We start from the raw sequence: 17,573 nt of genomic DNA on the forward strand, positions 1-17,573 counted from the left end.
ATCCGATTCTACTCCCTCTCGCCTATCGCTGGCAAATAAATCATGAATTCCGTGCCTTCGCCGAGCACGCTGTCCACCTGAATCGATCCGCCGTGATTGCGGATGATTCGATAGCTCACGGACAACCCGAGTCCGGTCCCATCCGACTTCGTCGTAAAAAACGGATCGAACAGCCGGCTGAGCGTCGTGCGGTCCATGCCCCTGCCGTTGTCGGAAATGCTGATGACGGCGTACTGGCGCTCCTTTCTCGCCGACAGACGAATCATCGGCCTGCGCTTGTCGCCTACGTCTGCAACCGCATCCAAACCATTTTTGACGATATTCAGGATGACTTGCTTAATCTGCTTCACATCGATCGAGATCATGAGATAAGGATCGAACACTTCGCAGTACAGCTCTACGCCCCGCATATGCGCCTCGCTCTCCGTGAGCAGTATCGTTTCCTTGAGCAGCAGTCCGACCAGCACGGTCTGCGTCATCGGCGCGGAGGGCTTGGACGAATTGAGAAACTCGTAGATGATCTCGTTCGCCCGGTCGATCTCGGACAATATGATTCTCGCATAGTCCTGCTTGCCGATAGATTCAAGATATGGCTTCAGCAACTGGATGAAGCCCCGGATGCTCGTCAGCGGATTGCGGATCTCATGGGCGATCGCGGCCGCAATCTTGCCCAGCATCGCCAGCTTGTCGTTCTGGAATGCGCTCTGCTCGATCTGCTTGTGCTCCGACACGTCCTTGATGCTCACGAGAATATCCCCGTCGAGCTCCTCGATCCGGGATATGCTGATGAGCAGATACCTGCTCCCGTCCAGAAATTCGCCTTGGGCCCGGCGATCGTACTTCAGCTGCCTGTACATGCGTATAAAAATAAGCCGCAGCGAGCGGCTCAAGCTCGGGTGAAACAGCAATTGACGAAGGCTTTGCCCGATCAGCATCCGTCTGGGCACCTGCAGCAGTCGAGCCATCGGCACATTTAAAAAGCGCAGCGTGCCGCCAGGCTCGAACAGCGCAATCCCGCTGTCCAGATGCTGCAGCACGGTCTCGAACCGGCTGGGCTTCTCCTCCTGCAGTGGTACGGCCTTGGCCGCCGCCTGCCGCCAATCCTCGCTGAGAGGTTCCTCCTTGGCCGCGGCCGTCTCGGAGAGCGAACGGCTGCCCATGATCTCATGCAGGAACAGCAGGCTCCGATGCATGAGCGCCAGCCTATCCTCGCTGTCCGCATGCGAGACGAGCAGGCGAACATTGTCCTCGTGCTGCTCGAATATGTGCTCGACGGGAACACCGGCCAGCAATTCAAGCAGCTCGTTCAGATCATCTTCCTCCCTCTTGTCCACGTGCAGCACATACTCCGCAAGAATTGGGAAGTATCTCGTTCTCCATCGCTCCATGCCAGACGCCTCCAGGCTCCCTCACATCAAATCCATCATAGTTAAGGAATGGGAATTATGTCAATCGGAGAAGTTGTCGAATAACGCGAACAAAAAAACACCGCCCAAGGACATGGACTTTTGAGCAAAAAGTCTCATGACCTGAACGGTGTATCGTCGATTCGCGTCCTCTAGTTACAGCGTACCACCCGTCGTGCGCTTGAGTCGCAGCTTGTGCCTCCGCTGACTCAGTACGCCCAGCCGGCGCTTAAGCTGGCGCTCCCACTCCTCGTCCCCGATCTTCTTGGCGAACGTCAGCAGGTCCAGCCCCATATCGATCTGATTCTGCACCATGAGGAGCGGATCCTCGTCCTCATTGTTGACCGAGTTCTCGTGCAGTTCCTTGTCCGATTCATCCACGTAGTCCTGGAAGTCAACTTCCGACGCGCCGTCGCCGTGCGCGTAGTCCGCGAGAATTTCGTATTCGTTCTCCACCATATAGTGCACGTCGACGCGGTGGCATACCGGACAGAACAGAATCGGCACGTTGTGGATCCTCGTGCGATAGTGCTTGAGCGTGCCCTTCGTCCCGATCATGCTGGCTCCGCAGCAGAATGACATCGACTTCCCCTCCCTTATGGATGTAATCTTCCTGCTTAATGCCGGATTTAATCCACTATATTCTCCTTCAAAACGGCAAATTCCTGCCGGAAGGCTGCAAGTGAATAAAAGGGCTGGCGTCTACCGGGATGCCAAAGGCGCATGCGGGTGCATGCGCCTTGAGCATAAGCGATATTCGATTAGTTGGCAACCAGGTTCTTGTCGCCCGGCTTCCAGTTGATCGGGCACAGACCGCCGGATTGAAGCGCTTGGAGTACGCGCAGCGTCTCCTCGACACTGCGGCCTACGTCGTTATGGTTAACGACCTGATACTTCAGGACGCCGTCCGGATCGATGATGAACAAGCCGCGCAGCGCGATGCCTTCTTCTTCGATCAGCACGCCGTAGTCGCGCGCCGCTTGCTTGGTGATGTCGGCAGCGAGCGGGAAGTTCAGTTGGCCGAGGCCGTTGTCGTTCTTCGGCGTATTGATCCAAGCCTTGTGGCTGTGAACGCTGTCCACGCTGACGCCGAGCACTTCGGTATTCAGCGCCTTGAATTGATCGTACGCTTCGGACAGCGCGACGATCTCCGTCGGGCATACGAAGGTGAAGTCCAGCGGGTAGAAGAAGAATACGAGCCACTTGCCCTTGTAATCCGTGAGCGACGCTCTGCCGAATTCCTTGCCGTCGCCGGATACCGTCTCCAGGTTGAAGTGCGGGGCCTCGCGGCCTACCAAACGCTCTGCCATGAATATATACCCTCCTGTAATTCCGACTCCAGAGCCGGCCTATAAGATATAAACGATAGTAACATAGATTGAGAATCAAAATCAAGCTGTAGTCATTACTTGTTTATAACGATTCTAATCTGTTAAGGCAGATTAAAAAGCCCCGCTGATCATGAGATCTGCGGGGCTTTCGCCGTCATGGCTGCCGGTTAGCGCACCATCGCGGCCGGTTAGCGTACCATCGCGGCTACGATCAGATCGCCCATCGCCGTCGTGCCGATCGCCTGGCTCTTGTCGACCGCGATATCGCCGGTGCGGTGGCCTGCGTCGAGCACCTGCTTGACGGCGCGCTCGATCACTTCGGCCGCCTCGGCATAGCCGAAGGTCAGCTGGAACATCAGCGCGACGGACAGGATCGTCGCGATCGGGTTGGAGATGCCTTGGCCCGCGATGTCCGGCGCGGAGCCGTGGACCGGCTCGTACAATCCGAAGCTGCCTTCGCCGAGCGAAGCGGATGAGAGCATCCCGATCGAGCCGGTCAGCATGGCGGCCTCGTCGCTCAGAATGTCACCGAACATATTCTCGGTGACGATGACGTCGAAGCTCGACGGACGGCGCAGCAGCTGCATCGCGCAGTTGTCGACGAGGACGTGCTCGACCTCGACGTCCGGATATTCCGGCGCGATCTTGTTGACCGTCTCGCGCCACAGGCGGCTCGTCTCGAGGACGTTCGCCTTGTCGACCGACGCGAGCTTCTTGCGGCGCTTCTGCGCGATCTCGAAGCCCTGGCGTACGATGCGCTCGATCTCCTGGACGTTGTAGACGCAGGTGTCGACCGCTTCCTCGCCGCCGGCGCCCTCGCGGCGGAACTTCTCGCCGAAGTAGATACCGCCCGTCAGCTCGCGCACGACGATCAGATCGGTGCCTTCAAGCACTTCCGGCTTCAGCGTCGAAGCGTCCTTCAGGCAGTCGAATACGACGGCCGGACGGATGTTGGAAAACAGGCCGAGCGCCTTGCGGATGCCGAGCAGGCCGGTCTCAGGACGCAGCTCCTTCGAATTGTTGTCCCACTTCGGACCGCCAACGGCGCCGAGCAGTACGGCATCCGCGCGCTGGCAGATCTCCAGCGTTTCCTGCGGCAGCGGCGTGCCCTTCTCGTCGATGGCGATACCGCCGAACAAGCCGTGCTCAAGCTCGAACTTGTAGCCGAACAGCTCTTCGGTCTTCTTCAGTACCTTAATCGCTTCTCCTACCACTTCAGGGCCGATGCCGTCGCCGGCGATGACCGCGATCTTCTTCACTTCTGTCATAACTTTAGGTTCACTCCCGACTTAAGTTCCATTCCGATTGCTATGTTTATTTGTAGCATATATCGGTGAGCACGTCCAAAACATAAAAACTATGCCGTTAATAGGCCCGACCTATGAACCCATAGACGAACGTAATATTGGCGGCTTGATCACAGCTTCAGCGCTTGCACGACCGACTCCGCGATCCGCTCCACATCGTCTCTGCCCACGACCGGAAGCTCCGGATGCTCGAAAGGAAAAGCGGCGGACACGCCGACAATATTCGTCAATACATCCAGCAGCGCCGCATCCTCCGGTCTCCGCAGCAGCACCCACTTGGGGTAAGCCGCGCGCTTGAAACCTTCGGCCAATATCGCATCGGCGGGCGGCAAACGACGCGTCAGCTCCTCGACTCCCGTCTCGCCCTGCGTCCAGACCGCCGACAACGCGCCCGAGGATGCGCCCGTGCCGGCTGAGCCGGCTTGCAGATGGAGCCATGTATCCTTGTCGGGCAAATCCAGCGAAGCCGCGGCAGCTCCATCCTGCCCGGGACCATGGCCATGATGCTTGAGCGTCGCAATCGTCAGGCCGCGGCCCGTCAGATGCCGGACCAGCGCGCAGAGCAGCGTCGTCTTGCCGCAGCCCGAATAACCGACGATCTGGAATATCGGAGGCGGCGTCAACATTCGCCCAATCGCTCCTTTGCCAGCCGGAAGTCCTCCGGCGTGTTCATGTTCATAAGACCGGCAGCGCCCGCAGCTTCCGGACGCCATGCGAGCATACGCATCGCCTGCATAGCTTCCATCACGCGTCTATTCCCGCTGCGCAGCGCCGCCTCCCAGACAGGGAGCGTCGTGCTGCGATAGATGGCACACAACGGATGCAGCTTGCCGCCCGCCTCGGGCACGACAGTGTCGACCTCAGGATGTGACGTCAGCAACTGGGCGAGCTCCGTCCATATGCGCGGACTCGTCAGCGGATAGTCGCAAGCGACGACCAGTTGCAGCGGCAGCCTGGAGTTCGTCATCCCCGCGCATATGCCCGCGATCGGACCGTAATCCGCAACTTGATCCACTGCAATTCGGACATGAGAAGGCAAGAAATCATACGACCGTTCGCGATCCGCCACCACTGTCACCTCCTCGGCAGCCTCCGACAGACTCCGGCAAAGGCGAAGAAGCAACGGCTCGCCCGCAATCTGCAGCAGCTCCTTGCGCTCGCCCATTCGTCGGCTGGCGCCGCCCGACAATACGATCGCATGACATCCCGCTATGCGCTGTTCCGGCTGCCCCGTCTGCTGCATGAACTCGTTCACTTGCGCCATAGCGTCCCCTCCCAACCGGGCAGCAGCCTCACATCGATTTTTGCGCCTGCACGCGTCTCCTCATTCGAAGGCGGAATTGCGAGGAGCGCGTTGGCCTGTCCGATCGAGACTAATCCGGACGAACTGTTCTCCTCGCAGGGCCGCGCCTTCAGCAGACCGTCTTCCAGCCACGCCACGCCCCTGAGAAAACGCGGATACGCATTGCTCTTCACGCTTCCTTCGGCAAGCAACGCCCGGCACCACACGAGTCGGCCGCTACCTCCGCCCATCTTTTCAAGCACCGGGCGGACCAGCAGCTCGAATCCGGCGAAGCAGGCGCCTGGATTGCCGGACAGCCCGATCACCGGCTTGCCCTCGACCTGCATGGCGGCTGTGGCGCTTCCGGGACGAATGGCCAGCTTGTCGAACAACAGACCTGCGCCGGCTTCGCGGAACAACGCGCCCATGACGTCCGACTCGCCCACCGAGATGCCGCCCGAGGAGAGCACGATATCCGCCTCGTGCAGGCTTCGCCGCAGCGCGTCGCCGGCATGCGCCGGCTCGTCCCGCACATGCTGCTCGCGTACGACACTCCCCCCCGCCGTCTCCACGAGCGCCCGGAGCATCGGCAGATTGCCGTTGCGCACCTCACCGCTCCGCGGCACCGCTTCAATCGGCACGATATCGTCGCCTGCGGTGACGATCGCAACCCTAGGCCTGCGGTGCACGCGAGGCATATGCAGCCCGAGAGAAGCCAACACCGCCGCCTGCCCGGGCCCGATGCGCGTACCGGCCGCGACGACCTCGCAGCCTGCGGCCGCTTCGCTTCCTGCGGCGGTCACATGCCTGCCGGCCGTCTCCTCGCGCAGGAACACAGCCAGCTGCGCACCGTTGTCACTCGTCTCTAGCGTCACCGCCTCCTGCATGACGACCGTATCGGCACCTGCAGGCAACGGCCCGCCCGTCCCGACCCGCATCGCCTCCCCCGGCTGCAGCCTCCCCGGAGCATGCCCGAGCTCCGCCGGCCGGACAACGGACAATCTCACGGGACTATGCGGCGCAGCCCCCGTCAGATCCGCCGCTCTCAGCGCATACCCGTCCATGCCCGCGCGGGAGAATGCCGGTATCGGTGCGTCGGCTGCGAGAGCCTCGGCCAGCCTCAGCCCGATCGCTTCCCTCAGCGGTATGCACGTTGTGCCCACTGGCTCGGCGAGCGCCAAGATACGTCGCTGTGCTTCCTCCAGGGATATCGCTGCCCGACGTCCATTCATAGATAGACTGCTCCTTACGCTTAATGTTTTGCATTTTTTTACATTCGTCAAGCGAATATATAGCTTTACAACAAGCATACCATTATCCCATCGGCTCAGATAGCAGCACCTATCAGCCACCGTCGTACCATTATCCCATCGGCTCAGATAGCAGCACCTATCTGCCATCGTCGTACCATTATCCCATCGGCTCAGCAAGTTCACTCCTTCAGACACTTTGACAACGATGACAGGCAGCCAAGTCGGTGGAATACGACTGACTTGGTGACAATATGCAGCTGAGTCGATGGGATGGGATGGGATGGGATGGGATACGATCAACTTGACGATGGTAAGCAGCTGAGCCGATGGGATACGATCAACTTGACGATGGTAAGCAGCTGAGTCGATGGGATACGAGTGACTAGACACCAGTACGTTGTTGATTACGGATGCGGCTGAGTCGATGGGATAATGGGATGACTCTAGAAATTAGGTTATCTCCGGCCCAAAAAAAACCAAATACTCCCATAAAAATAGATCGCCCCACCCGTCGATCAGCGTCGACGCGGAGGGGCGATCCGTACTGCGGCGTGCAAACGGGCTTAAGTCTCGGCTTCGCTCTACACGCCGACGCCGGCGTGCGCGAGCGCCTGGGACAGACGGGCGATGCCCTGCGTGGAGCGCTCTTCGTCGGTATACGAGAAGTTGAAGCGCGCCTTGTTCAGCTCCGGACGCTCCGCGTAGAACGATACGCCCGGTACGAAGGCGACGCCGTATTCGACGGCGGTCTTGAGCAACTCGGCCGTATTCACCGACTCGGGGAACTCGATCCAGATGAACATGCCGCCCTTCGGCACTTCCCATCGTACGCCCGGCCAGGCTTCCTTTTGCAGCAAACCGACCATATTTTCCATACGCGCTTCGTACTCCCGACGCACGAATTCAATATGCGCATCCAGGTCGAAGTGCTTCAGCAGCTGGTAGAGCGTCTGTTGGTCCAGCGTGCTGGATTGCAGATCCGCCGCTTGCTTGGCGCGGGCCAGATTGCGGATGAGATCCGGATCGGCCATCACCCAGCCCGTCCGCAGACCCGGCGCGACGGTCTTGGAAAACGTGCTCGTGTACACGACACAGGAACCCGCGACGGACGGCGCCATGGAGAAGATGGACGGGTACGTAAGCGAGGCGTCGCCGAACTTGAGCTCGCCGTAGGGATCATCCTCGAGAATGAGCGTGTCCGTCCGCTGGCACAGCTCGAGTACGGCCTTGCGGCGCTCGATGCTCCATGCCTTGCCGGTCGGATTCGAGAATGTCGGAATGACGTACAAAATCTTCGGCTTGTACTGCAGCAGCTTGGCTTCAAGATCCGCTAGATCGAGGCCGTCGCTGTCCCCCTCGACGGACACGGTCTCCGCGCCGTAGGAACGGAACACCTGGAGCGCCGACAGGTAGGTCGGGCGCTCGACCAGAATCGTATCGCCCGGGTCGATATAGATGCGGGTCAGCAGATCGATCGCCTGCTGGGAGCCGGTCGTGAGCAGCATGTCGTCCGGCGTGACGGTGCAGCCTTTGCGGGCCATCCGCTCGCAGAGCGCTTCGCGAAGCGGCAGATAGCCTTCGGTCAGGCCGTACTGCAGCGCCTTGTTGCCTTGCGTCATGACGCGCTGGAACGCTTCGGACACCGCCGCGACAGGAAAATGCTCCTCTGCGGGCAGCCCGCCTGCGAAGGAGATAATCGAATCTCCTTGCGTCAGCTTCAAAATTTCCCGGACTGCCGAGGAGGAGAAGCTCCCGAGTCTGGAGGAGTATCTATAGTTCATACGGGATCCCCATTTCTCAAATGACGGCGGTCCGTGGCTGCAATGCGGCGGGCCTCCGCTTTGGATAGATTAGATCAAAGTGACGTTGTCGCGATCCCGCTTCACGCGGGGCGGCTCTTGGCGCTTCTCGACGAGACGGTTCAGCGCGTCTACATAGGCGCGTGCGCTGGCTTCGAGAATATCGGTGCTCACGCCGCGGCCCTGGGCGCTGTACTCGCCTTGCACCAGCACGACATGAACCTCGCCGAGCGCGTCCGTACCGTCCGTGACCGACTTGATCGTATAGTCGTCGAGCTCGACGACCTCACCCGTCTGGGCGTTGATCGCGTGATAGATCGCGTCGACCGAACCGTTGCCCTCGGCCGTATGCGAGCCGATGCCGGCGGGCGTCTTGAGCTTGACCGTCGCGCTAGGCACAGCGTGGCTGTCGAACGAGACGACGAGCTGCTCAAGCGCGAACACCTCTGGCGTCTCGATGAGCTTCTCTTCGAGCAGCGCCAGTATATCTTCGTTCGAGACGTCCTTTTTACGGTCGGCCAGATCCTTGAACTTGCCGAAGGCGGCGTTGACCTGCTCCTCGGACAAGCCCTCGAAGCCGAGATCGACGAGCTTCTCGCGGAACGCATGGCGTCCGGAGTGCTTGCCGAGGACGAGCTTGCTGTCCTTCATGCCGATCGTCGCGGGAGAAATAATCTCGTACGTCGTCTTCTCCTTCAGCACGCCGTCCTGGTGAATGCCGGACTCGTGCGCGAACGCGTTGGCACCGACGATCGCCTTGTTGCCCGGCACGGGCATGCCCGTGAGCTTGCTGACGAGGCGGCTCGTCTTGGCGATCTCCTGCAGATTCAGGCCGGTGGTCGCCTGGAAGAACTCTCCGCGCGTGTACAGTGCCAGTGCGACTTCTTCGAGCGCCGTGTTGCCCGCACGCTCGCCGATGCCGTTGATCGTGCCTTCGATCTGGTCGGCGCCGTTCTGAATCGCCGCCAGCGCGTTGGCCGTGGCGAGGCCCAGATCGTCATGACAGTGCGCGGACAGCTGGACTTTCTCGATGCCCGGCACCTGCTCCTTCATCGTCTTGAAAATGTTGCCGTATTCATAAGGCGACAGGTAGCCGACCGTGTCGGGCAGGTTCACGACAGATACGCCCAGCTTTACGGCAAGCGCTGTAACTTCGACAAGGAAGTCCATCTCCGTGCGTCCCGCGTCCTCGGCGGAAAACTCCACCTGGGAGAAATGCTTTTTGGCGTATTTGATCATCGCTTCTGCCGTCTCGAGCACCTCGTGCTTCTCCATGCGCAGCTTGTGCTTGCGATGGATCGGAGAGGTCGCGAGGAAGATGTGGATGCGCGGATCTTGAGCGCCCTTGAGCGCCTCCACGACTGCATCGATATCCTTATCGCGCGAGCGGGCGAGACCGGTGACGGACGCGTTCTTGACGGCGCGCGCAACCGCGTTCACCGCGGCGAGGTCGCCGGGCGAAGCGATCGGGAAGCCGGCTTCGATCCGGTCGATGCCGAGCTTTTCGAGCTGCAGGGCGATCTCGACCTTCTCCTGCGTATTCAAGTTCACGCCCGGGGATTGCTCTCCGTCGCGAAGCGTCGTATCGAACATATAAATTTTGCGCATGGCTGGACCTGTCGGTCCGCACCTCCGATCATCAGGCGGATGAGAGAAAGAGAAGGCCGAAATGCTCCGACCTTCTCCCGATTATAACATAGAAAAAGCTTGTGCTTACTTTTTGATCCAGTGCATCATGCCGCGCAGCTGCGCGCCGACGACTTCGATCGGGTGCTCGGCTTCGATGCGGCGGGTTGCCGTCATGAACGCGTTGCCGGATTGGTTCTCGAGGATGAAGTCGCGTGCGAACTTGCCCGTTTGGATGTCCGTCAGCACAGCCTTCATCGCCTTCTTCGTCTCGTCGGTCACGACGCGCGGGCCGGTGACATAGTCGCCGTACTCGGCCGTGTTGGAGATCGAGCTGCGCATCGAAGCGAGGCCGCCTTCGTACATCATGTCGACGATCAGCTTGAGCTCGTGCAGCACTTCGAAGTATGCCATCTCAGGCGCATAGCCGCCTTCGACCAGCGTCTCGAAGCCGGCTTTGACGAGCGCCGTCGCGCCGCCGCACAGAACGGCTTGCTCGCCGAACAGGTCGGTCTCGGTCTCTTCGCGGAACGAAGTCTCGATGACGCCCGCGCGGGTACAGCCGATGCCCTTGGCATAAGCCATGCCGATCTCGAATGCCTTGCCCGTGCCGTTCTGGTGGATGGCGATCAGGCCGGGAACGCCGAAGCCTTCGACGTACGTGCGGCGAACCATGTGGCCCGGCGACTTCGGCGCGACGAGCAGGACGTCGGCATCCTTCGGCGCGACGATCTGGCCGAAGTGAACGTTGAAGCCGTGGGAGAACATGAGGGCAGCGCCCTTCTTCAGGTTCGGCTCGATCTCTTCGCGATATACGCGAGCTTGGGTCTCGTCAGGCATCAGGATCTGTACCACATCAGCCTTGGATACCGCTTCGGCGACCGGGAATACTTCGAAGCCGTCGTTGCGCGCCGCTTGGGCGGACTTGCCTTCGCGCAGGCCGATGATGACTTGCAGGCCGCTGTCGCGCAGGTTTTGCGCTTGCGCGTGGCCTTGGCTGCCGTAGCCGATGACCGCAATCGTTTTGTTTTGCAGGGCGCCGAGGTCGGCGTCTTTTTCGTGGAACAGTTTGACTGCCATTGGTAAGATCCTCCTTATAATGTGAAGCTGGAATGTATAGGCGACCCTCATGGAACGGGCGTCCCAAGGGAGAACCGCAAGCGCGGCGCGCAGGTTCATGCGTACCAGCCCCTGCCGCGCCGTGGGCGTTCTCCCCTCGAACACCCGCTCCAGGGATAGCGGATGAAGTGAATGATGCCGCGGACGGCCGTGTGCGCAAACGCCTGTCTTAGCGTGCGCTGCCCCGCGCCATCGCCGTCACGCCGGTCCGCGACAGCTCGCGAATGCCGTACGGCTTGAGCAGCTCGATCATGGCGTCGATCTTGTCCGAGCCGCCGACGACCTGGACGATCAGGCTGTTCGGACTGATATCGACGACCGATGCGCGGAACGTCTCGACGATGCCGAGAATTTCCGGACGGGCCGAGGGGTCGGCCGTGACCTTGATCAGGCCGAGCTCCCGGGCGACCATCGGGCCGCTGCCGATATCGACGACTTTGATGACGTCGATAATTTTGTACAGCTGCTTTTCAATCTGCTCGAGCGTGTGATTGTCGCCCGTCGTGACGATAACCATGCGGGACAGCCCTGGCTCCTCGGACGAGCCTACGGTGATGCTCTCGATATTGAAGCCGCGGCGTCCGAACAGGCCGGACACCCGCTGAAGAACGCCCGGCTGGTCGTTCACGAGAATGGCGATCGTATGTCTTCCGTTCATTCGGCATCCCCCATCAGCATTTGATCGATCGTGCTGCCCTGCGTAACCATCGGATAGACGTTCTCGCCCTTGCGGACGACGAACTCGACGACGGCCGGGCCGTCATGCGCGAGCGCGGCCTCCCAGGCGGTGCGGGCTTCTTCCTTGTTGGAGGCGCGGAACGCCTTGACCCCGTACGCCTCGGCCAGCTTGACGAAGTCCGGGCTGCCTGCCAGGTCGATGTGGCTGTAGCGGTTGTCGTAGATCAGCTCCTGCCACTGGCGAACCATGCCGAGCACCTGATTGTTCAGGATTGCGACCTTGACCGGGATGTTGTTGATCGCGCAGATCGCGAGCTCCTGCGAGCACATCTGCATGCCGCCGTCGCCGTTAATGGAGACGACCGTACGGTCCGGGTTGCCCATCTGCGCGCCGATCGCCGACGGGAAGCCGAAGCCCATCGTGCCGAGGCCGCCGGAGGTGACCCACGAGCGCGGCTTGTTGAACGGGTAGTACTGGGCCGCCCACATCTGATGCTGGCCGACGTCCGTCGTGACGATCGCGTCGCCGTGCGTCGTCTCGTGAATCATCGATACGACCCACTGCGGCTTGAGCTCCTCGTCAGAGTCGTTGTACGCAAACGGCTTGGCAGCCTTGCGTTCGGAGATGAGCGCGCGCCAGGCGTCCGCCTTGGCCGCGTACTTGGCGCCGGCGACCGCCTGCTGCAGCACCGCCTTGACGTCGCCGACGATCGGAATGTCGGTCGGCACGTTTTTGCCGATCTCGGCCGGGTCGATGTCGACGTGCACGATCTTCGCATGCGGCGCGAAGCCTGCGAGCTTGCCCGTCACGCGGTCGTCGAACCGTGCGCCGATGTTGACGAGCAGATCCGACTCCTGGATCGCCATGTTGGCCGTCCATGTGCCGTGCATGCCCGGGAAGCCCATGTGCAGCTCGTGACCGCTCGGGAACGCCCCGAGTCCGAGCAGCGTCGTCGTGACCGGGATGCCGGTCTTCTCGGCGAACGCGAGCACTTCCTCGTGAGCGCCGGAGTAGACGGCGCCTCCGCCGACGAGCAGCACAGGCCGCTCGGCCTGCTCGATCGCGCGCAGCATCTTGTCGACCTGCTGCTTGTTCGGCTGCACGGTCGGGTTGTAGCCGCGAAGCTTGACCTCCGTGTGCGGCTTGAACAGCGCCTTCTCGTTCGACACGTCCTTCGGAATGTCGATCAGCACCGGCCCCTTGCGTCCCGTGTTGGCGATGTGGAACGCCTCATGGATGATGCGCGGCAGATCCTCGGCCTTGCGCACCAGGTAGCTGTGCTTCGTGATCGGCATCGTGATGCCGACGATATCGGCCTCCTGGAAGGCGTCCGTGCCGATCAAGGTCGTCGCGACGTTGCCGGTGATGACGACAAGCGGCACCGAATCCATGTACGCCGTCGCGATGCCGGTGACGAGGTTGGTCGCGCCCGGGCCCGACGTGGCGATACAGACGCCGACCTTGCCGGTGCTGCGCGCATAGCCGTCGGCTGCGTGAATCGCACCCTGCTCGTGGCGGGTCAGCAGGTGGTTGAAGTCTTCGAAGCCGTACATCGCGTCGTAAATATACAGAACGGCGCCGCCCGGATAACCGAACACGCAGTCGACACCTTCAAGCAAAAGGCTGCGGAGCAGCATCTCGGAGCCGGTAATGACTTCGTGTTTGCCCCATTTCTCGATCAACTCTTCCTTGGACTTCAGCGTGGCACTGTTCGCGACCATCCTTCTTCCTCCTCCGTGAATTATCTATGCGTATCAAAAATATAAAAAGCCCTTCGTCCGAACGTCTGCTCGACGTTCTGGGACGAAAGGCTGTTCCTTCCGCGGTACCACCCGGATTCGCGCGCGATCTCGCGATCTGCGCCTCATCAAGTATGCCGTCAAACCGAGCGCTCGGCGGACGATCATACTCCAAGCGCGATAACGTGCGCCATTCCGTTTCCCCTTAATAGACTGTGCTCAGCCGTTCGGGAGACCAGCTCCGAGGAGACCTTGCGTACAGGGTTATCGGCATCGGTCGCAGCAATCCCGACGCTCTCTGAGCGATAGTGCCCACCCGCATCTTCCTCTTCAACGCTGTTCAAGATGAATCAATGTATTACCCATTATATGCTCCGGTGAAGCGTTAGTCAAGACAAGGATTAAAGTCGAATGAATTGTGCCGATTCCCGTCCGGAGACTCTCGCCGCGCCGTGTCGGCCGCCGCTCTCATGCTTTCCGAGATGCGCGAACGCCGTCCGCTGCGCCAAAGCAATCGGCGATCCCCCCTATTCGCGGAGGACGAGGCGCTTCCTTCCTTCATATGATGATTCATCATACGCGCGGCGCGCGGACGAACCGGAAGGTGAGGCCTCATGATACGCTGGTTGAAGCGCGGCGACCGGTCGGCAATCGTCCGGATCGTCCGGCTGGAGCTGATCCCGCTCTCCCCGCATTCACATCCCACAGGACGGAAGCTGCACAAGGAGATCGAGGCGCGGCTGAAGCAGGGCTCGACGCTCGTGGCGGAGGAAGCGGGCCGCGTCTGCGCCTTTCTCCACCTCATCATACAGCAGCAGACGCTGTTCGTCGATCTGCTGGCCGTAGACAGCTCGCGTCAGAGCAAGGGCTTCGGCTCGAAGCTCATGATGCGGGCGGAAAACCATGCCGTCGGCGTCGGCTGCCGCCGCGCCGTGCTCTACGTGGACCGGGGCAACGATCGCGGCTTGCGGTTCTACGAGCGGCTGGGCTATTCGGTCGTCGCCTACCACGAATCGCTGCAATGCTACGAAATGCTGAAATGGCTTCCCGCTTAATCTGCTGCTTAATCTGCCGCTTAACCCGACGTTTAATCCCGCCGCTCCAGCCGCAGCGGCATCGCCTGAAGCGGAATTGCGTCCCTGCCTGTACGGGCCGTCTCCGCCTGGAACGCACCCTTGTAGGCAAAAATCACGCCCAGGAGCGGATTGCGCACCGATACCGAGATTCTGTAGCACGCGTCCACATCGTCGTACCACTCGCATACATCCGCGAATCCGGTGAGCGGCGCGGGGAACCGGAAGCCCAGCGGCCCCTCGTAAAAGCGCTGCTCGCCCGAGCGGATCTGAATGCCGCCGTTCGGCGCGGCCCAGACGTCCAGATCGACTGCGAGATGCTGGCGATTTCCCAGGAAATCGACGATACGTCCTCTGCCGGCGCTATAAATCATCGTCGCGTCGAAGCGCCGCAGTCTCTTTGCAAACCGGAAAGTACGGTTAATGGTCAGCGTCTCTCTGCCGAGCGCGTCCCTGTAGGCGTAATTCTCGATCGTAAAAGGGATGTGCCGGCCGGCGTCCGGGAACATAATATGCCGGGAAGCGCCTACCGCGAGCGGCAGCGCAGCCCACTTCGCGTAGCGGACTTCCTCCATCGTGCCGCGTCCGACGGAGGCGATTCCGTCCGCGCTCGAGAAGCCGAAGCGCTCGCGGATTTTCGGATGCAGCCTTGCGAATTCACGTTCCCCGAGCGCTTGTGCAAATATCGATGTCATCTCGTTTCCTCCTTGACAGGTTGATCGGCGGCGTGCATCGGGCGCCTGCGGCATGACTGGGCGGATGGCAGCCCTTCTCTGGCCCAGAGCGCGGCCGCCGTCGCTCCGAGCATGGGAATGGTCAGGACGAGCGGGTTAAACGGAGACTGCAGGCTATCGGGCGCGGCCGCGATCGCAGCCGCCGTCAGCGCGCACATCAAGATCGCTTGCGTCTTGAGCAGCCATGGACGGCGCCGAAACGGCAGCCATGCGGCAAGCAGCAGCTCGCCGATGCCGAGCGCGCCCGTCGCGATCCGCTCGAAGCCGGGAAACCAGCCGAGCGCCCGCAGCAGCTCCGCTTCGCCGGAATCGGGATACAGCAGCTTCGGCACCAGACCCTCGTACGCCCAGCAGAACGTCAGCAGGCCGATCGCCAGCGCATGCACCTTGGCGAGCAGCAGACTGGCTGCCGGCGGTATGCCCCGCTCGAGCCACAGACGCAGCGCATCGAAGCTCCAGGCGGTCGCCCATCCGAACAGCGGCCTGAACAGAAGCTTGTCTAACCAGCCGCCGGCGCGGCCGAAGCGCGTACTGTAGTCGAATCTCGTGGCGAACCGCACGCCGCCTCCCGGCAGCGGCGTATACCGCCAATAGCCGCCGCCATGCCCGATCAGCGACAGCGGATCGGCCGTGCCGAAGGCGAGGACGGATGTCCGGACGCCGTCCGGCGCGCTGGCGGGCGCCCGGGACTTGCCGGTGCCACGAATGGAGAGACCGAAGCCGAGCCGGGTCCGGTACAGGAAGGATTGATCGTCCTCCGGCGACGCCTTCGGCAAATAGTCGATCTCCGTGAAGCGCAGATCCCACTGCTCGTGCAGCTGCGGATCTTGCGTGTGGCGCCACAGCGCCTCGATATCCGATCCGACGTCGATCTCGACGTAGATCGGACGGCCCGCAGCCGGGCGCTTGTCCCTTGTCCCGCTCACCATGTCCGCTCCTCCCCTCGATGGACATCGCCCTCCACTCCGGCTTCTTGCTCGTGCCAGCCCGCAGCATCCAGCAGCCTTCGACGTACCCGCTCGTCGGGCACAGCCGGGCACTGCGATGCGCGGGTGAGCCCCGCGAGTCGGTGGCGCCGCGCCGCAACCGCGTCGTACGCCGCATCCCTCAGCTTCGCCGGGACGAGCCGGAGCGCCGCCGCGACGGCCGGCCAAGGCGGGTCGAGCGCCGCGAGCGTGCGCATCGCAGCCTCGGAGCGAGTCCATGCCGCAGCCCCGCAGATCAAGACGAAGCTGCCTGCGGGCGGCAGCGACAGGCCCAGCCGGGACACCCGCTCCCGTCCGATCGGCGAATCCAGCGCGGCGAAGCGAAGCCGGTCTCTGCGGTCACGCTTCGCCGCAAAGCGCGTAATGCCGCGGCACATCGCGCAATCCCCGTCCACCAATAGAAGCAGCTTGTCAGGCGGCGCATCTCCCGCTGCCCGCTTGCGATCTCCCCGCTTTTCCATATCCCCGCCTCCTCTTGTCTCTCATTGTAAATGCGCGCGGCGATTCGGGTCAGTTCCAACTTCGATAGGAGCCGGCCGCCGGAGGGGACTATAAAAAATAGGCCCCCGGCAGTTAGCCTAAGGCCTATCGCATCATCGCTATTGCATGAGCTTATTCATCACGATTCATCACGACTCATCACGACTCATCACGACTCATCACGACTCATCACGACTCATCACGACTCATCACGACTCATCACGACTCATCACGATTCACCACGACTCATCACGACTCATCGCGACTCACGACGCCATCACAGCGCCAACGTCATGAACACGCTGTACGGATCGTCCTCGTAATCCGCGAACGGTCCGCAGTAGACGAATCCGAACTTCTCGTAGAGTCTGCGCGCGGGCAAGAACGAATCCGGCGAGCCCGTCTCGAGGCTCAGACGCTTGTAGCCCCGTACTTTCGCCTCTTCTATAATATGGCCGAGCATGCGTGCAGCCACGCCCTTGCGCAGATGCGCGGACGCCGTCCGCATGGACTTGAGTTCCCCGTGCCCTTCGCCCAGGTCCTTGAGCGCTCCGCAGCCCATCAGCTCGCCGCCGTCCCATACGCTCCAGAACGTGATGTCCGGCTGCCTCAGTCCGTCGAGATCGAGCGCATGAATGCTCTCGGGCGGCGTGTCCTCCGCCATGCCCCGCAGATGCGCCTCGAGCAACGCCCTCACTTCCGGGCCGGACAGATCGTCCAGTTTGATCTCCATCTCTACCGCTCCTCTATCCTTTTCCG

General features: G+C 61.4%; 17 protein-coding genes. 1 reads left to right on the plus strand and 16 read right to left on the minus strand.

Translation table 11 applies throughout. The features are described 5' to 3' along the window. Positions 1–8: 8 nt before the first annotated feature. The 12 genes from VQ071_RS26300 to ilvB form a co-directional block, all read right to left on the minus strand. Positions 9–1,388, minus strand: coding sequence for a two-component system sensor histidine kinase NtrB (locus tag VQ071_RS26300; RefSeq protein ID WP_340517441.1), 1,380 nt, complete (start codon positions 1,386–1,388; stop codon positions 9–11). Between the two features lie 174 nt (positions 1,389–1,562). After that, on the minus strand, positions 1,563–1,988 hold the full coding sequence (locus VQ071_RS26305; RefSeq protein WP_340517443.1) for a hypothetical protein: 426 nt from the start codon (positions 1,986–1,988) through the stop codon (positions 1,563–1,565). Positions 1,989–2,167: 179 nt separating this feature from the next. Then, positions 2,168–2,716 carry a peroxiredoxin gene (locus VQ071_RS26310; RefSeq protein WP_277565462.1) on the minus strand — a complete coding sequence of 183 codons (549 nt, stop codon included), beginning with the start codon at positions 2,714–2,716 and terminating at the stop codon, positions 2,168–2,170. A gap of 209 nt (positions 2,717–2,925) precedes the next feature. Next, complete coding sequence (leuB, locus tag VQ071_RS26315) at positions 2,926–4,005, minus strand: 3-isopropylmalate dehydrogenase (protein WP_340517448.1); 1,080 nt, start codon at positions 4,003–4,005, stop codon at positions 2,926–2,928. Positions 4,006–4,154: 149 nt separating this feature from the next. Continuing rightward, a complete protein-coding gene (mobB, locus tag VQ071_RS26320; protein WP_340517450.1) occupies positions 4,155–4,670 on the minus strand; it encodes a molybdopterin-guanine dinucleotide biosynthesis protein B in 516 nt (171 codons plus the stop codon). Beyond that, a complete protein-coding gene (locus tag VQ071_RS26325) occupies positions 4,664–5,308 on the minus strand; it encodes a molybdenum cofactor guanylyltransferase (protein WP_340517452.1) in 645 nt (214 codons plus the stop codon). The genes mobB and VQ071_RS26325 overlap by 7 nt, the downstream gene beginning before the upstream one ends. Then, positions 5,296–6,558, minus strand: a complete 1,263-nt coding sequence (locus VQ071_RS26330) for a molybdopterin molybdotransferase MoeA (protein WP_340517455.1) — start codon at positions 6,556–6,558, stop codon at positions 5,296–5,298. Before VQ071_RS26330 ends, VQ071_RS26325 begins: the two co-directional genes overlap by 13 nt. A gap of 602 nt (positions 6,559–7,160) precedes the next feature. After that, positions 7,161–8,360: an aminotransferase-like domain-containing protein gene (locus tag VQ071_RS26335; RefSeq protein WP_340517457.1), complete on the minus strand. Its 1,200-nt coding sequence runs from the start codon at positions 8,358–8,360 to the stop codon at positions 7,161–7,163. Between the two features lie 69 nt (positions 8,361–8,429). Beyond that, positions 8,430–9,986, minus strand: coding sequence for a 2-isopropylmalate synthase (locus tag VQ071_RS26340; RefSeq protein WP_340517459.1), 1,557 nt, complete (start codon positions 9,984–9,986; stop codon positions 8,430–8,432). A 105-nt stretch (positions 9,987–10,091) separates the two neighbouring features. Next, on the minus strand, positions 10,092–11,084 hold the full coding sequence (ilvC, locus tag VQ071_RS26345) for a ketol-acid reductoisomerase (protein ID WP_340517460.1): 993 nt from the start codon (positions 11,082–11,084) through the stop codon (positions 10,092–10,094). 208 nt (positions 11,085–11,292) lie between these two features. Further along, positions 11,293–11,781 (minus strand): acetolactate synthase small subunit, encoded by a 489-nt coding sequence (ilvN, locus tag VQ071_RS26350; protein ID WP_340517461.1) that lies wholly within the window; start codon positions 11,779–11,781, stop codon positions 11,293–11,295. Further along, entirely contained in the window at positions 11,778–13,523 is a 1,746-nt protein-coding gene (gene ilvB, locus VQ071_RS26355) for a biosynthetic-type acetolactate synthase large subunit (protein ID WP_340517462.1), read from the minus strand. The genes ilvN and ilvB overlap by 4 nt, the downstream gene beginning before the upstream one ends. A gap of 632 nt (positions 13,524–14,155) precedes the next feature. Here ilvB and VQ071_RS26360 point away from each other — a divergent pair. Beyond that, complete coding sequence (locus tag VQ071_RS26360; protein ID WP_340517463.1) at positions 14,156–14,596, plus strand: GNAT family N-acetyltransferase; 441 nt, start codon at positions 14,156–14,158, stop codon at positions 14,594–14,596. A 32-nt stretch (positions 14,597–14,628) separates the two neighbouring features. Here the strand turns inward: VQ071_RS26360 and VQ071_RS26365 are convergent, their stop codons facing one another. The 4 genes from VQ071_RS26365 to VQ071_RS26380 all read right to left on the minus strand — a co-directional run bounded on the left by VQ071_RS26365 (position 14,629) and on the right by VQ071_RS26380 (position 17,547). Further along, a complete protein-coding gene (locus VQ071_RS26365) occupies positions 14,629–15,309 on the minus strand; it encodes a DUF4166 domain-containing protein (protein WP_340517466.1) in 681 nt (226 codons plus the stop codon). Beyond that, the gene (locus tag VQ071_RS26370; RefSeq protein WP_340517468.1) at positions 15,306–16,277 is read right to left on the minus strand and encodes a DoxX-like family protein; all 972 of its coding nucleotides are present in this window, start codon (positions 16,275–16,277) and stop codon (positions 15,306–15,308) included. The genes VQ071_RS26365 and VQ071_RS26370 overlap by 4 nt, the downstream gene beginning before the upstream one ends. Continuing rightward, positions 16,271–16,795 carry a thiol-disulfide oxidoreductase DCC family protein gene (locus VQ071_RS26375; RefSeq protein ID WP_340517470.1) on the minus strand — a complete coding sequence of 175 codons (525 nt, stop codon included), beginning with the start codon at positions 16,793–16,795 and terminating at the stop codon, positions 16,271–16,273. Before VQ071_RS26375 ends, VQ071_RS26370 begins: the two co-directional genes overlap by 7 nt. Positions 16,796–17,091: 296 nt before the next feature. Then, on the minus strand, positions 17,092–17,547 hold the full coding sequence (locus tag VQ071_RS26380; protein ID WP_340517472.1) for a GNAT family N-acetyltransferase: 456 nt from the start codon (positions 17,545–17,547) through the stop codon (positions 17,092–17,094). Between the last annotated feature and the right edge of the window lie 26 nt (positions 17,548–17,573).

The organism is Cohnella sp. 56, from assembly GCF_037963805.1.
GTDB lineage: Bacteria > Bacillota > Bacilli > Paenibacillales > Paenibacillaceae > Cohnella.

Bases quoted from the DNA above. Each gene is read 5' to 3' on its own strand.
- VQ071_RS26365 (WP_340517466.1), bottom strand. From the start codon at position 15,309: ATGACATCGATATTTGCACAAGCGCTCGGGGAACGTGAATTCGCAAGG.
- VQ071_RS26380 (WP_340517472.1), bottom strand. From the start codon at position 17,547: ATGGAGATCAAACTGGACGATCTGTCCGGCCCGGAAGTGAGGGCGTTG.
- ilvC (WP_340517460.1), bottom strand. From the start codon at position 11,084: ATGGCAGTCAAACTGTTCCACGAAAAAGACGCCGACCTCGGCGCCCTG.
- leuB (WP_340517448.1), bottom strand. From the start codon at position 4,005: ATGACAGAAGTGAAGAAGATCGCGGTCATCGCCGGCGACGGCATCGGC.
- VQ071_RS26330 (WP_340517455.1), bottom strand. From the start codon at position 6,558: ATGAATGGACGTCGGGCAGCGATATCCCTGGAGGAAGCACAGCGACGT.
- mobB (WP_340517450.1), bottom strand. From the start codon at position 4,670: ATGTTGACGCCGCCTCCGATATTCCAGATCGTCGGTTATTCGGGCTGC.
- VQ071_RS26325 (WP_340517452.1), bottom strand. From the start codon at position 5,308: ATGGCGCAAGTGAACGAGTTCATGCAGCAGACGGGGCAGCCGGAACAG.
- VQ071_RS26375 (WP_340517470.1), bottom strand. From the start codon at position 16,795: ATGGAAAAGCGGGGAGATCGCAAGCGGGCAGCGGGAGATGCGCCGCCT.
- VQ071_RS26335 (WP_340517457.1), bottom strand. From the start codon at position 8,360: ATGAACTATAGATACTCCTCCAGACTCGGGAGCTTCTCCTCCTCGGCA.
- VQ071_RS26300 (WP_340517441.1), bottom strand. From the start codon at position 1,388: ATGGAGCGATGGAGAACGAGATACTTCCCAATTCTTGCGGAGTATGTG.
- VQ071_RS26310 (WP_277565462.1), bottom strand. From the start codon at position 2,716: ATGGCAGAGCGTTTGGTAGGCCGCGAGGCCCCGCACTTCAACCTGGAG.
- ilvN (WP_340517461.1), bottom strand. From the start codon at position 11,781: ATGAACGGAAGACATACGATCGCCATTCTCGTGAACGACCAGCCGGGC.
- VQ071_RS26370 (WP_340517468.1), bottom strand. From the start codon at position 16,277: ATGGTGAGCGGGACAAGGGACAAGCGCCCGGCTGCGGGCCGTCCGATC.
- VQ071_RS26305 (WP_340517443.1), bottom strand. From the start codon at position 1,988: ATGTCATTCTGCTGCGGAGCCAGCATGATCGGGACGAAGGGCACGCTC.
- ilvB (WP_340517462.1), bottom strand. From the start codon at position 13,523: ATGGTCGCGAACAGTGCCACGCTGAAGTCCAAGGAAGAGTTGATCGAG.
- VQ071_RS26360 (WP_340517463.1), top strand. From the start codon at position 14,156: ATGATACGCTGGTTGAAGCGCGGCGACCGGTCGGCAATCGTCCGGATC.
- VQ071_RS26340 (WP_340517459.1), bottom strand. From the start codon at position 9,986: ATGCGCAAAATTTATATGTTCGATACGACGCTTCGCGACGGAGAGCAA.